This is a genomic window from Micromonospora sp. NPDC048930, assembly GCF_043197935.1.
GTDB lineage: Bacteria > Actinomycetota > Actinomycetes > Mycobacteriales > Micromonosporaceae > Micromonospora.
The window spans coordinates 240,427-254,791 of the sequence record NZ_JBICUB010000008.1 but is presented as its reverse complement, the minus strand read 5'-3'; the positions used below and the strand labels follow the sequence as shown (position 1 = coordinate 254,791).

The window sequence follows — 14,365 nt, the reverse complement described above, 5'->3', positions numbered from 1 at the left end:
CGGAGGTCCGCGCCGAGCCGAATCAGTCATCGTGACGGTAGCTTCCTGACCGTGCTGCACGGACGAGCTGGGGAACAGGCGAGGATCGAGCGGCTCCTGGCGGAGGCTCGGACCGGCCAGAGCGGAACCCTGGTCATCCAAGGCCCGGCGGGGATCGGCAAGTCCGCGCTCCTGGACCACGCCGCCGAGCGGGCCGGGGGCATGCGAGTGCTGCGCGGCGTCGGCGTCGAGTCCGAGGCCACGTTGCCGTTCGCCGCACTCCACCTGCTTCTGCGTGCCGGTCTTGACCGGATCCACACGCTGCCCGATGCGCAGGCCACCGCGCTCAACGGTGCCCTGGGGCTGGGCGACGTCGCTCCGGAGAGCCGTTTCCTGGTCGGTCTGGCCACGCTGAGCCTGCTCGCCGAGCTTGCCGGGGACAACGCGCTGCTCTGCCTCATCGACGACGCACAGTGGTTCGACCAGGCGTCCATCGACGCGCTGCTGTTCGCCGCTCGTCGCCTCGAGGCGGAAGGCGTCGTCATGATCTTCGCCGCCCGCGCGGGTTTTGCTGCCGCCGGGCTGCCCGAGCTGCGGCTGGGCGGACTGGACAAAGCAGCCGCCGCCGCCCTGCTCCCCGCCGACCTCCCACCCCAGGTGCGAGAGCGCCTCATCGAGGAATCGGACGGCAACCCGCTGGCGCTCATGGAACTGCCTGCCGCACTCAGTGCCGAGCAGCGGGCAGGACGCCTGTCACCGGTCGGTGCGATGCCCGTCGCCGACCGGGTCCAGGAGGCGTTCCACACACAGATCGCCGCGCTTCCCGAACCGGCGCGCGGTGCGCTGCTGATCGCGGCGGCGGACGGCTCTGGCGAGCTGGAGACCCTGGTAGGTGCGGGTGCCTCGCTCGACGGGTTGGGTGCGGCCGAGCGGAGCCGGCTGATCGAGATCAGGGGCAACGCTGTCGGCTTCCGCCACCCGCTGATCCGGGCAGCCGCCTACCAGAGCGCACCGGCCACCCGACGCCTTGCCGTACACCGGGCCCTTGCCGACGCCCTCACCCTCTCGCCGGCCATCGACGCGGCCGACCGGCGGGCGTGGCACCTGGCCGCCGCGACGCTCGGTCCCGACGAGGACATCGCCCGGGAGTTGACGGCGGCGGCGGAACGGGCACGTACCCGCGGCGGCCACGCCGCGATCACGGCCGCGTACGAGCGGGCCGCCGAGCTCACCGCCGACCCGGTACGACGCTCCGGGCGACTGGCCGCCGCCGCGCTGGCGGCGAGTGACGCCGGACTGACGGACCGGGCCGCGGCGCTCGCCGACCGCGCCACGCCCGACGTGGACGACCCGGACATGATCGCCGCGCTGATCCAGGTGCGCGCCCATGGTGAATTCGAGTCAGGCGCACCGCTCGCGGCGGGCCGGATCATCATGGACGGCGTCCCTCGCGTGGCGGCCCGGTCCACCGAGCGGGCAACCTGGCTGCTGGTGGAGGCCGTCCGCTGCGCCTGGTTCGCCGGGGACACCCGGCTGGCGGAGGAGGCAGCAACCGGACTCCGTGCGCTGCCCGGAATCGATTCGCCGCTGGTCACCGGGGCACTCGGGCTGACCCGACTGATGGGCGGAGACGTCGGCGCTGGGATCACCCTTATGGCTGAGGCGGTGGACGAACACTGGCGTGCGGGGCTGGGGGTGCCTGGGCTGACCTTCATCGCCTCGCTGTGTCTCCCGCTGGGCCGGGCCGCCGTCGGCGAAGAGATCACCGGCCGCGTGGTCGCGAACTGCCAGCAGAGCGGGATGATCGGCTGGCTGGCCAACGCACTGCAGGAGCACGGACTCGCCCAGGGATGGCTCTGCCGGTACGGCGAGGCGACGGCGGCACTGAACGCAGGGCTGCGGCTGGCGACGGACCTCGGGCACGAGCACCGGATCAACCACCTCAGGTGCTCTCTCGCCTGGGTGCTCGCGCACCTCGGGGATGTGCCGGGCTGCCGCGCGAACGCCGAAGAGGGCGTGGCGAGAGCCGACCAGCGGGGAATGGTCCTCGCGGCGGCCATCGGGCGCTGGGCACTCGGCCTGCTTGAACTGGGCCTGGGCCGACCGGACGCGGCCCTGCGGCAGTTGGCGGCCATCCCGGTGTCCAGCATCGCCGTCCTCTCCGCCCCGGACCAGGTCGAGGCGGCCGTCCGCAGCGGCCGGCCGGGGCAGGCAGGGGAGCCGCTCGCCCGCTACGTGGCCTGGGCGCGGCACGTCCGTCAGCCGTCGTCGGACGCGGTCGCCCTGCGCTGCCGGGCTCTCGTCGAGGAGGACGAGGCGCACTTCGCGCAGGCCGTGCACCTCCATGACGACGACTCCCAGCCGTACGAGCTGGCAAGGACGCGGCTCGCCTACGGCGAGTGGCTGCGACGGGCCCGGCGGCGGGCAGACGCCCGCGTGCAGCTGCGCGGCGCGCTGGAGATCTTCGATCGACTCGGTTCCGAGCTGTGGGCCGAACGTGCGCGCGCGGAGCTTCGGGCAACCGGGGACGTGCCGGCGGCGCCGCGCAAGGCCGGCGACCCGCTCAGCGTGCTCACCCCCCAGGAGCGTCAGGTCGTACGACTGGCCGCCGGCGGGGCCTCCAATCGCGACATCGCCGCGCAGCTCTTCCTCAGCCCGCGGACCGTCGGCTACCACCTCTACAAGGCGTTTCCCAAGCTGGGTGTCACCTCCCGAGCCCAGCTGGCAGCCATCGCCCACTCCTCGTCGGGGCGCAGCTGACGAACCTGGCGATCCCGCACCTGGGGTACTGCGCAAGGTGCCGGACCCTGGCGGGCTGCGGCCGGCGATCGACCACAACCCGCCAGGAACCGCTTAGGGCGTGGCGAGCGCCTCGGTCGGCGCGAGCCGGGCGGCCCGGATCGCCGGATAGAGCCCGGCGAGCGCCCCGATCAGCAGCGTGGCGCCGACCCCGCCGGCGATTGCCCAGAGCGGCACCACGGAGGGCCACGCCTGCGAGAACGCGTACCCGGTGGTGACCCCGCTGCCCAGCAGCACGCCGCCGATCCCGCCGAGGGCGGACAGCAGCAGCGACTCGGCCAGGAACTGGGTGCGTACCTGCCCACGGGTCGCGCCGAGCGAGCGGCGCAGGCCGATCTCCGGCCGCCGCTCCAACACCGAGATCACCATGGTGTTCGCCACCCCGACGCCGCCCACCAGCAGGGCGACCGCGCCGAGCCCGAGCAGCAGCCCGGTGAACGCCTCGTCGGTGGCCTGCTTCGCGGCGAGCGCGTCGGACGGCCGCGCCACCTTCACCTCGTTCGGCGCCTCCGGGTTCGCCGTGGCGCCGAGCACCGCCCGGACCGCCTCGACCGCCGTGTCGGACGTGCGGGCGTACACCGTGGTCGGGTGCCCGTCGAAGTCCAGGTACGACGTCGCGGCGTCCCAGCCCACCAGCGCGGACAGGTCCAGCTCCGGCGCCAACGGCGCGGGCGCCAGGATCCCCACCACGGTGAACAGGCGCCCGCCGACCTGGATCTGCACGTCCGGGCCGGCGGCGCCGATGCCCAGCCGCCGGGCCGTGGTGGCGCCCAGCACCACCGCCGGGTACCGCGCGGTGGCGGCGTTCAGCCAGGTGCCGCTGACCACCTCCAGACCCACGGTGTCCCGCAGCTCCAGGCCGGCGGCCCGGGCCGCGATCCCCCCACTCTCACCCCGGGGCACCAGATCCGACCGGTACACCTTCGCGTCGGCCAGCAGCCCGGTGGCCGCGACCGTCCGAACCGGACCGATCCGCCCGATCATCGCCACCGACTCCACCGGCAGTTGGGCGTCGTCGCCGAAGAGCGTGTTGCCCGGACCGACGGTGAGCAGGTTGGTGCCGAGCCGGGCGAGCGTACGGTCCAGCTCCGCCCGCGACGACGCCGAGATCCCGACCACCGCCACCATCGCGGCGATGCCGATCGCGATGCCCAGCGCGGACAGGAACGCCCGCAACGGCCGGGTACGCAACCCGACCCCGCCGACCCGCAGGATGTCCCGCGGCCGCAGCCGGGCGGGTGCCAACCGCGGCGGCTTCGCCGCGCCGGTCGACGCCGCCGCACGCCGCGGGGCTTGCCGAACCGGCTCGTCCCGCGCGCTCGCGCCGCCGCCGGCCGGCACCGCCGGGTCGAGCTGGCCGATCCGCTCGCTCATGCCGGCACCCCCACCGGGCGCTGGTCCGCAACGATCCGGCCGTCGCGCATCTGGACCCGGCGGGGCAGCCCGGCCGCGATCTCCAGATCGTGGGTGATCACCACGATCGTGGTCCCGGCCGCGTGCAGGTCACGCAGCAGCGCCAGCACGCCGGCACCGGACGCCGAGTCCAGGTTGCCGGTCGGCTCGTCCGCCAGCAGCAGCGCCGGCGCACCCACCACCGCCCGGGCGATCGCCACCCGCTGCCGCTCACCGCCGGACAGCTCGTGCGGCCGGTGGTCGAGACGGTGCGCCAACCCGACCCGGGCCAGCGCCGCCTCCGCGCGCCGCCGCCGCTCCCGCAGGGGTACGCCCGCGTAGAGCAGCCCGTCCGCGACGTTGTCGAGCACCGGCACGTTCGGCGCGAGGTGGAACTGCTGGAAGACGAAGCCGATCCGGGACGACCGCAGCGCGGAGAGCTGCCGGTCACCGAGGGCCGCCACGTCGTACCCGTCGATGCGGACCCGGCCGGTCGACGGGCGGTCCAGGGTGCCGATCAGGTGCAGCATGGTGGACTTGCCCGACCCGGAGGGGCCGACGATGGCCACCAGTTCGCCGTACCGGATGGTCAGCGACACCCCGTCGAGGGCCCGTACGCCGCCCGGGTACGCCTTGGTCACCTCGGCCAGTTCGACCACCGCGCGGCCCGTCACGTCGGCATCCCCACGGTCGCCCCCTCGGCGAGCCCCGCACCGGAGACCTCCACCCGGCCGGCGGCGAACAGCCCCGTCTCCACGGCGACGGTCCGGGTGGTGGCGCCCTCGACCAGCTGCACGCCGTAGCCGCCCTCGGCCAGCGCCAGCAGCGCGGCGACCGGCACGGTGAGCACGTCCCGGCGCTCGGCGGCGGTGAACGCCACCTTGACCGAGGCCTGGTCGAAGCCGGTCAGCGCCTTCGGATCGGCCACGGTCACGGTGACCTCGATCGTGGTCTCCGGCTCGTCCTGGCCGCCCGCTCCACCGCCGGTGCCGGTGTCGATCACCGTCTCCGTGTCGGAGACCGTGCCGGCGACCTCCTTGCCGTTCGGCAGCGAGACGGTCACCTTGGTGCCCCGCTTCGCCAGCCGCTCATCGTCGACGTCGAGGGAGACCGTCGCCACCCGGGTGGTGCCGGTCCAGGTCAGCACCGCCTGGCCGGGCTGGGCGGGGTCGCCCAGATCCGCCTCGTGGCTCTCCACCCGGACCGCGCCGTCGGCGTACACGACCCGGCCCAGCTCGACCCGGCCGGTCTCGGGCAGGCCAAGGTCCTCCTGCCAGTCCCGCACCGCGTCCGCGGTGGCCGAGGTGTACTCGTCGTCGACGGTGAACCCGGAGTAGCCGAGCGCGGCCAGATTCCGTTCGAACTGCCGCACGTCCTCGCCGGACGTGCCGGGCCCCAGCGCCCGGTACGCCGGCAGCTTCCCGTACAGCAGCACCACCTTGGCGTCATCCACCGCGAACAGCGGCTTGCCCCGGCTGACCTGGCTGCCGGTGGCCGCCAGCGAGGTGACCGTGCCGCCGGTGCGCGCCGCCGCGGTGTGGGTGGCGCCGTAGCCGAGTTCCCCGTCGAAGCTCTCCGCGTCGACCAGGGTCTGCCGGGTGACCTGAGCGGTCGCCGGCGGGAGGCCGCCGCGGGCCGGCGTACCCCCGGAGCGGCCGCCGCTCGCGACCGCGGCGGTGACACCCGCCGCGGCGGCGACCACCACCGCCGAGGCCACCACCAGCGGGGTACGCCCACGGCGACGACGACGGCTGCGGCCGACTCCCGCCGGCGGGGTAGGGGCGGTCGCGGCCTCGACCGGCGCGGCGGTGCCGGCGCTCACTGAGCCGTCTTCCGTTTGCGACTGCGGGGCTCGCAACCCCGGCTCACTCCTCGCGCTCACTGAGCCCTCTTCCGTTCCCGACTGCGGGGCTCGCAACCCCGGCTCACTCCTCGCGTTCACTGGGTCCTCTTCATCAGGAGCGGGGCGTCACCCTGGCGGCACTTCTCCAGCGCGGCCTTCATCGTCGGGCTGTCCGGGTCGAAGCCGGTGCCGCCCTTGAGCTCGATGGCACCGTCCGGGCCCGGGTCCGGGAAGTCCGGCACGCCGTTCTCCCGCATGCACTTGGCGAGCTGCCGCACCTGCTCCACCTGCTCCGGGTCGAGCTTGAGCGCCTTGCCCCCGTTGGGCATCAGGCTGCGGCACTTCTCCATGGCCGCCTCCACCTTCTCCTTGTCCGCCCCGGCGGGCATGCGGATGCGGAACTTGCCGTCGCCGGTCTCCGGATCCGGGAAGTCCGGCAGCCCGTTCTCCCGCATGCACTTGGCGAACTCGCGCTGCCGGTCCTCATCACTGACCTGGGCGACGCTGGCGCTGGGCGAGGCACTGGCCGCGCCCCCGCCGGCGGTGGCCACCTGCTTCCCGTCGGGGTCGGCACCCGCGCAGCCGGCGACCGCCAGCCCCAGCAGCAGGGGCAGGACGAGCAGGGTGCCCGACATTCGTCGGCGCATCGCACAACTCCTTCCTCCGGGCCGGCGCGGACCGCCGGCCGATAGGGACGAGTCGACCGCAGCGGCGGTATCCCGGGCGTAACCACCAGCGTTAACGCCGGCGTTATCCGCGCTCGCGGCACCATGGGAGCGTGCGAGTGCTTGTGGTCGAGGACGAGACGCTGCTGGCCGACTCCATCGCCGAGTGGCTGCGCCGGGAGGCGTTCGCGGTGGACGTCGCGTACGACGGGGACGCGGCGCTGGAACGGCTCGGCGTCACCGACTACGACGTGGTGGTGCTCGACCGGGACCTGCCGGTGGTGCACGGCGACGACGTCTGCCGGGCGGTGGTGGACAGCGGCGCCGAGACGCGGGTGCTGATGCTGACCGCCGCCGCGGCCGTCCGGGAGCGGGTCGCCGGGCTGGCCCTCGGCGCCGACGACTACCTGGTCAAGCCGTTCGCGCTGGTCGAGCTCTCCGCGCGGGTGCACGCGCTGGCCCGGCGGGCCCGCCCGGCCGTCCCGCCGAAGCTCGCTCGGGCCGGCATCGTGGTCGACCCGGCCCGGCGGGAGGTCTACCGGGACGGCCGGTACGTCGCGCTGTCCCGCAAGGAGTTCGCCGTGCTGGCCGAGCTGGTCCGGGCCGGCGGGGCGGTGGTCTCCGCCGAGGAACTGCTGGAACGGGCCTGGGACGAGCACATCGACCCGTTCACCAACGTGGTACGGGTGACCGTGATGAAGCTGCGCCGCAAGCTCGGCGACCCGCAGGTGGTCGAGACGGTGCCGGGAGTGGGGTATCAGATCCGATGAAGCGACTGACCATCCGGGCCCGGTTGACCCTCATCCACGGCGGCCTCCTGCTGCTCGCCGGCGTGGTCCTGCTCGCCGTCACGTACGTGCTGGTCGACCAGCGGATGCGGCAACCGTTGACGGGAGTGAAGGCCCAGATCGTCCAGACCCCGTTCGGCAAGCTGCCCGACGTGGGCGCGGCCGAGCAGGTGCGGATCCTGGTCCAGGAGGCCCAGGACGAGGCGAAGCGCAACGCGTTGGAGTCGCTGCTCACCCAGGGCGGCGTCGCGCTGCTGCTGATCTCGATGATCGCCGTCGGCTTCGGCTGGTTGATCGCCGGACGGGCGCTGCAGCCGCTGCACCAGATCACCGGCACCGCCCAGCGGATCGCGGCCGGCACTGCCGGCCGGGGGCTGCACGAGCGGATCGCGCTGCACGGGCCCCGGGACGAGGTGAAGGAACTGGCCGACACGTTCGACCTGATGCTGGAGCGGCTCGACCGGTCCTTCGACGGGCAGCGGCGGTTCGTGGCGAACGCCTCGCACGAGCTGCGTACCCCGCTGGCGCTCAACCGGTCACTGCTGGAGGTGGCGGTGTCCCGGCCCGGCGCCTCCGCCGAGCTGCGGCAGCTCGGTGAGACCCTGCTGGCGATCAACGAACGCCACGAGCGGCTCATCGACGGGCTGCTCACCCTCGCCGACTCGGAGCAGCAGGTCGTCGAGCGCACGCCCGTCGACCTCGCCGAGATCGCCGGCCACGTCCTCGACCAGGCAACCGGCGCGGCGGAGCTGACCGTACGCCGGCACCTCGCGACCGCCCCCACGGCCGGTGACCCGGTGCTGCTGGAGCGGCTGACGCAGAACCTGGTGGAGAACGCCGTCCGGCACAACCTGCCGGCCGGCGGCCAGATCGACCTCCACACCGGCGTCGTCGACGGCCGGGCCACCCTGGTGATCGCCAACACCGGCCCGGCGGTGCCCAGCTACGACATCGAGACGATCTTCCAGCCGTTCCGGCGGTTGCGCCAGGAGCGGGTGGCCGGCCGTACCCAGGACCGGGCCGGTGCCGGGCGCGGCTTCGGGCTCGGCCTGTCGATCGTGCGGGCGGTGGCCCAGGCGCACGGCGGCGCCGTGTACGCCCAGCCGCGAAACGGGGGAGGGCTGGTGGTGACGGTGACCCTGCCGCCGCCCGGCATGGCCGTGCCCGCACAGCCGGCGCGCACGCTGACCGCAGTGACCCACGGCTGACGGTGGGGCAGGCCGGCGACTCGCCCTCGCTCAGCCCGGCCAGACCGGCGCGCCGTCGACGAACGGCCAGGTGACGCGTTCGGCGCGCAGGTCCTCGACCAGGCTGCGGACGTACGCCAGCTCCGCGGTGACGACCTCGCGTTGGTATTCCGCCTCGATCGCGAACAGCCGGGGCAGGAACCGGCCGACCTCGGTGATCTCCTCGTCGAGCGCGGCCAGCCGCTCCTCGAGCCGGGCGACGCGGGTGCTCAGCGCGGCCATGGCGTCGGCCGGGGCGAGGTTCGGCAGGAAGGACAGGGCCGCCGGGAACTCCGGGTACTCCTGGGCCGGGGCGGAGAGCATGGCGCGCAGCCACTCGGCCAGCGTGGCCCGTCCGGTGTCGGTGATGCGGTACGTCGTGCGTTCCGGCCGGTTCTCGGCGCGCTCGGTGGACTCCACCGCCACCAGGCCGTCCCGGACCAGCCGCTGGATCGTCTGGTAGACGCTGTTGCGCTGGCTGACGTTGACCACGTCGTCCTTGCGTCGTTCCTTGATCAGCTGCTGCATCCGGTACGCGTGCATCGGCTCCTCGGTGAGCATCGACAGCACAGCGAGGGCGAGCACGGAGCGGCGTGGTGGGGTCACGGCCCGAGCTTAACCGTTGACATTTGGATAGTCATAGAATGTATAGTCATCTCATGACTATCACGCTGGCGCCTCGCCTCCACGCCTCCCGTACCACCCGACCGCTCGCCCTCGGGGCCGTCGCCGGGCCGGTGCTGTTCACCCTCGCCTGGCTCGTCCTCGGCCTGCTGAGCCCCGGCTACACCTTCTTCGGCCACCGGTTCACCGACTACTCGCCGATCAGCCAGCCGATCAGCGGCCTCGGCATGGGAGTGACCGCCCCGTACATGAACACCGCCTTCGTCGTCACGGGCCTGGTCCTGGTCGCCGGCGTGGTCGGCGTGTTCCGCACGATGCCGCCCACCCGGCCGGCCCTGCGGCGCTGGTCGATCGCGCTGCTCGCCTGCACCGGCCTGGGGCAGGTCGTGTGCGGGATCTTCAACCTGGAAGCCGCGATGCCGCACTCGCTCGGCTTCGCCCTGGCCGCCGGCACCCCGATCGCCGCCTTCGTCGTCGCTGGCTGCTACCTCCGGGGCGTCCCCGGGTGGCGGCGGTTCGGCACCCGCCTGCTGCTCGGCAGCCCGCTGACCCTCGTCCTCCTGGTCGCCTTCTTCGCGACGTTCCAGCCCACCGCCGACGGCGCCGAGCACGGCATCGCGGGACTAGTGCAGCGGCTGCTCGTGCTGGAGGTGCACGCCTGGTTCGTGGCCCTGGGCTGGCTGGCCTACCGGCGCCAGCCGATCGGGGAGTAAGACGCCGCGCCAGGCACCCCGGGGTAACCCGCTACCGAGCGCAGCCCAGCCGTCCGCGACGGCCCACCCCCAGATGTACGCGCGCGCCACTCACAAGGGCCGGCCTTCGGGCCGGCCCTTGTGCAGTCCGCCGGCGGGACCAGCCCGGTCATGCGACCCGCCGGGTCGGCGACCCGGACCGGCGGGCTCGTATGGTGACGGGATCGCCGCCCGTCCGGGCGGCCACCCGGTCGGGAGGTGGACGATGCTCGCGGAGTTGGCGGTGCCACCGGCCGTCGAGGCGGAACGCGTGATCACCGCCGTGCTGGCCGACCTGCGCTCCGGCGACCACCGCGGCGTGGTGGTCGACTCCCCGCCCGGTGCCGGCAAGTCGACGCTCGTGGTCCGGGCCGCCACCGAACTGGCCGCCACCGGCGAGCCACTGCTCATCATCGCGCAGACCAACGAGCAGGTCGACGACCTGATCGACCGACTGGTCCGCAAGGCCCCCGAGCTGCGTATCGGCCGGCTCTCCGCCACCGACTACCGGCCCTCGGACCGGGTGAAGGACCACCCGACGGTCCGGGTCGCCGCGAAGGTCGCCGACCTCGGCGGCCCGGCCGTCACCATCGGTACGGCCGCCAAGTGGGCCACCGTCGCCGAGGGCACCTGGCCGTGGGCAATCGTCGACGAGGCGTACCAGATGCGCTCGGACGCCCTGCTGCGCGTGGCCGGACGGTTCAAGCGGGCCTTGTTCGTGGGGGATCCCGGGCAGCTCGACCCGTTCTCCACCGTCGAGACCGCCCGCTGGACCGGGCTGACCTGGGATCCGATGCAGTCGGCGGTGGCCACCCTGCTGCGGCACAACCCGGAGCTGCCCGTACACCGGTTGCCCGTGTCCTGGCGGCTGCCCGCCACGGCGGCGCCGGTGGTGGCGGCGGCGTTCTACCCGTTCACCGGGTTCCGGGCCGGCACCGGGCCGGCCGACCGGGCGCTGACGTTCACCGGGACCGGGCCGGGGGACCGCGTCGACGCGACCGTCGAGCTGGCCGCCCGCACCGGCTGGGGACTGTACGAGCTGCCGGCCCGGCACACCCTCCGTACCGACGGGGAGGCCGCGGCGGCCTGCGCGGAGCTGGCGCTGCGGGTGCTGCGGCGCGGCGCGGTCGCGGTCTCCGAGCAGGCCCCCGGTGGCGCGCCCGTGACGGCGGACCGGATCGCCGTCGGGGCCGCGCACCGGGACCAGGCGGCCGCCATCCGCGCGCAGCTCGGCGCGGCCGGCGCGGGCATCACCGTCGACACCGCCAACCGCCTGCAGGGCCGGGAGTACGACGTGACGATCGTGCTGCACCCGCTGTCCGGGCGGCGCGACGCGACCGCGTTCCACCTGGAGTCGGGGCGGCTCTGCGTGCTGGCATCGCGGCACCGGCACGCGTGCCTCGTGGTGGCGCGGGCGGGGATCCCGGAGCTGCTGGACGCGCACCCGTCGACCGAGCGGGTGCACCTGGACGTGCCGGTGAAGTTCCCGGACGGCTGGGAGGCCAACCAGACGATGCTCGCCCACCTCGCTGCCCATCACGCCGACTGACAACGGGACGAACGGGCACCGTGGGAGAACGCCCGTCGATGCTACGGTGAGCCCTCGCGCTCGGCATGTCCGAACGCGATCAGCCGCGCCATCACGGGGAGAACTTCATGGCGTCGTATCGGCTTCTCGCCATCACGTCCCTGACCGCCCTGGTCACCATCCTGTCCGGAACCGCCACCGCTGCCCCACCCACTGTGGACCGAGCCACCACCGGCAAGGCCGGTCGGGCCTCGGTCAGCACGGTGGGCGGCCCGCAGCAGGCGGTCCGGCTCGCCACCGGCGAGCGGCTGGAGCTGATGGGCGACCCCACCCGCTCGGCTTCGCCGTTCCGGGTCCTCCCGGCGGGCGACTCCGTCCGGCCCGGGCGCTTCGCGTACGGGGCGGCCGGCGGGAAGCTGCGGGTGCAGCCCACCGGCCACCGGGCCCAGGCGGTGCAGCTGCGGGCCGGCGCGCGCGGCTCCGCCACGGTGCGGGCCGACGCCTACTACCCGGTGAAGCTCACCATCAACAGCCCGACCGGCTTCGGCTCCAAGCTCATCTACGTGTGGGACCGCAGGACCTGGACGGCCTACGCCGTCAACGACGAGCAGTTCACCCCGAACGGCAGCACGAACCTGCCCAACGGTGACTATTTCGCGGTCGCGCTCTACACACAGTGGGGCGGCGGCAGCTACCTGCTCACCCGGACCTTCCAGATCGCCAACGGCGGCGCCACCGTCCGCTTCGACCAGAGCACGGCGAAGGAGACGCGGATCGCGGTCGACGACCCCACCGCGACCCGCTACACCTCGGCCGTGTGGATCTCCGTGCCCGGCGGGCTGGCCGGCTTCGCCGGCGGCGGGGCCGAGAAGGTGTACGTGACGCCGTACTCCGTGGCCGGCACCTCGCTGCGGCTGCACGAAATCCTGATCAAGCAGGGCACGTCCGAGTACGTGCCGAGCCCCTACCGGTACGACCTCTACCGCAGCTTCGACGACACCGTGCCGGCCACGCCGGTGGTGAATCTGACCCGGACCGGGCTGGCCGTCACGACCACCTCGGTCCGGGGGCAGGGGAGGGCCACCAACGCTTCGCTGCTGACCGTGCCGTCCACCTCGGATTGGACCGGGGTCTATCTCCCGTCGCCGGTCGCGGTCCCGGGCACCGTCACCGAGTACGTGACACCCGAACGGTCCTTCATGCGGCTGCTGCACTACCGCCCCATGGCACAGGACATGACCCTGAGGGACCGGGCGCTGTCCGCCGGCCTGTCGGCCGGTGAGACGATCGGTGGCGCGCCGTTCGCCCCGCGCCGGTCCCCGGGCACCGGTTCCTCCCGGGACATCACCCGGATGTTCATCTACGAGTACCCGGCCCTGAGCGACGCCGCCGGGAACCTGGGGATCGACCGGAGCGCGAAGGTCTCGATCAACCTCAGCTCCGGCGGGGAGCCCTACATCTCGGCCAGCGGCCTGTCGCCGTACCAGTCGGTGTCCGCGACGGTGCCGTCAGTGTCGACGGTCTACCAGCTGAACCACACCGTCACCCGCGTCGCCTCCTGGTCCCGGCTCTCCACCGAGGTCCGCAGCCAGTGGCAGTTCCTGTCCGCCGGAGTCCGGTACAGCGACCCGCTGCCCCTGGTCGACGTCGACTTCGCGACGGCCGGCCTCGACACCCAGAACACGGCCCGGCTCACCCCGGTGAAGATCACCGCCACGGCCAGCTCGCGCCGCTCGGGCGCGGTGGCGACCCTGACCGGGCTGGAGTACTCGACCGACGACGGCACGACCTGGGCGGCTCTGCCCGTCTCCGGCTCGGCGGACCGCGCCTCGGTCGAGCTGACGGTGCCCTCCACCGCCGCCTTCGTCTCGTTGCGGGCCACCGCGGCCGACGACTCCGGCGGCACCCTCCGGCGTACCGTCATCCGGGCCTTCGCCGGCCCGGCGTCGCAGTCCGACGAGACGGTCGGCGCCACCAAGATCTCCAACGTGGTGGTCAACGGAGGCAAGCCCGTCGTCCTGACCGCGTCCGGCGCCCGCGAGTTCACCGCCACGTTCACCGCCACCGACCCGTCCGGCATCGCCGGCGGCGACGTCTACCTCTGGCGGGGCCCGTCCCGCGGCTACCTCCCCCGCGGCTCATCCGGAAACCCGGATCGCGTCCTGGTCAGCGGGTGGGCCGCCGACTGCACGGAGACCTCCGCGACCACGTCGACCTGCCAGGCGACCTTCCGCGCCGATCCGAGGCTCAGCCTGGGCAGGAACGACCTGGCGGGCGTGTGGCAGGTCGCGGTCCGCGCACACAGCAAGGACGGTAGGAGCTTCACCGACCGGCGGGCGGCGGCCAGCTTCTCGATGCTCCGCCACACCATGCTGACGGCCAGCGCGGCACCGACCTCGGTGGTCAAGGGCAAGACGTTCGCCGTCAAGGGCGTGCTCGCTCAGGCGAACTGGGAGCGGACGTCCTACCGCGGCTACCCGGGCCAGGCGGTGACGCTGCAGTTCCAGAAGGCGGGCACCAGCACCTACGCGGCGGTGAAGACCGTGACGGTCGACCAGATGGGTGAGGTGACGGTGAAGGTCACGGCCTCCGTGAGCGGATCTTGGCGCTACGTCTTCGCGGGCACCTCGACCACCGCGGCGGTCACCAGCAGCAGCGTGTACGTCAAGGTCACCTAGGCCTCAACGCGATGCCCGCGGTTGCTGTGGGGAAGCGTCGTTGACGCAGTGCGCTGACTCCCACTGGCGTGGCGCCTCGGCCGCCTTGCCCAGCCGCAGGCTGCCGGGCCAG

At 73.6% G+C, this 14,365-nt stretch carries 11 protein-coding genes; 6 read left to right on the top strand and 5 right to left on the bottom strand.

Annotated features, from left to right (window positions below; genetic code table 11):
- Positions 1 to 51: 51 nt before the first annotated feature.
- On the top strand, positions 52 to 2,739 hold the full coding sequence (locus tag ACGFI9_RS22670) for an AAA family ATPase (RefSeq protein WP_393180633.1): 2,688 nt from the start codon (positions 52 to 54) through the stop codon (positions 2,737 to 2,739).
- Between the two features lie 93 nt (positions 2,740 to 2,832).
- On the opposite strand, the gene ACGFI9_RS22665 is transcribed toward ACGFI9_RS22670, so the two are convergent.
- The 4 genes from ACGFI9_RS22665 to ACGFI9_RS22650 form a co-directional block, all read right to left on the bottom strand.
- Positions 2,833 to 4,152 carry an ABC transporter permease gene (locus ACGFI9_RS22665; protein WP_393180631.1) on the bottom strand — a complete coding sequence of 440 codons (1,320 nt, stop codon included), beginning with the start codon at positions 4,150 to 4,152 and terminating at the stop codon, positions 2,833 to 2,835.
- Positions 4,149 to 4,829 (bottom strand): ABC transporter ATP-binding protein, encoded by a 681-nt coding sequence (locus ACGFI9_RS22660; protein WP_393180776.1) that lies wholly within the window; start codon positions 4,827 to 4,829, stop codon positions 4,149 to 4,151. The genes ACGFI9_RS22665 and ACGFI9_RS22660 overlap by 4 nt, the downstream gene beginning before the upstream one ends.
- Before the next feature lie 11 nt (positions 4,830 to 4,840).
- Positions 4,841 to 5,893, bottom strand: a complete 1,053-nt coding sequence (locus tag ACGFI9_RS22655) for an efflux RND transporter periplasmic adaptor subunit (RefSeq protein WP_393180775.1) — start codon at positions 5,891 to 5,893, stop codon at positions 4,841 to 4,843.
- 215 nt (positions 5,894 to 6,108) lie between these two features.
- Entirely contained in the window at positions 6,109 to 6,660 is a 552-nt protein-coding gene (locus ACGFI9_RS22650) for a hypothetical protein (RefSeq protein ID WP_393180630.1), read from the bottom strand.
- A gap of 131 nt (positions 6,661 to 6,791) precedes the next feature.
- Between ACGFI9_RS22650 and ACGFI9_RS22645 the strand changes: the two genes are divergently transcribed.
- Both ACGFI9_RS22645 and ACGFI9_RS22640 read left to right on the top strand, forming a co-directional pair.
- On the top strand, positions 6,792 to 7,448 hold the full coding sequence (locus ACGFI9_RS22645) for a response regulator transcription factor (protein WP_393180628.1): 657 nt from the start codon (positions 6,792 to 6,794) through the stop codon (positions 7,446 to 7,448).
- On the top strand, positions 7,445 to 8,674 hold the full coding sequence (locus tag ACGFI9_RS22640; protein ID WP_393180626.1) for a sensor histidine kinase: 1,230 nt from the start codon (positions 7,445 to 7,447) through the stop codon (positions 8,672 to 8,674). Before ACGFI9_RS22645 ends, ACGFI9_RS22640 begins: the two co-directional genes overlap by 4 nt.
- Positions 8,675 to 8,704: 30 nt before the next feature.
- Here the strand turns inward: ACGFI9_RS22640 and ACGFI9_RS22635 are convergent, their stop codons facing one another.
- Entirely contained in the window at positions 8,705 to 9,298 is a 594-nt protein-coding gene (locus ACGFI9_RS22635) for a helix-turn-helix transcriptional regulator (protein WP_393180624.1), read from the bottom strand.
- Positions 9,299 to 9,351: 53 nt separating this feature from the next.
- Between ACGFI9_RS22635 and ACGFI9_RS22630 the strand changes: the two genes are divergently transcribed.
- From ACGFI9_RS22630 to ACGFI9_RS22620, 3 genes are all read left to right on the top strand, one after another.
- Positions 9,352 to 10,029, top strand: a complete 678-nt coding sequence (locus ACGFI9_RS22630; RefSeq protein ID WP_393180623.1) for a DUF998 domain-containing protein — start codon at positions 9,352 to 9,354, stop codon at positions 10,027 to 10,029.
- A 244-nt stretch (positions 10,030 to 10,273) separates the two neighbouring features.
- On the top strand, positions 10,274 to 11,596 hold the full coding sequence (locus ACGFI9_RS22625; protein ID WP_393180621.1) for an AAA domain-containing protein: 1,323 nt from the start codon (positions 10,274 to 10,276) through the stop codon (positions 11,594 to 11,596).
- 107 nt (positions 11,597 to 11,703) lie between these two features.
- A complete protein-coding gene (locus ACGFI9_RS22620; RefSeq protein WP_393180620.1) occupies positions 11,704 to 14,253 on the top strand; it encodes a hypothetical protein in 2,550 nt (849 codons plus the stop codon).
- Positions 14,254 to 14,365: the final 112 nt, after the last annotated feature.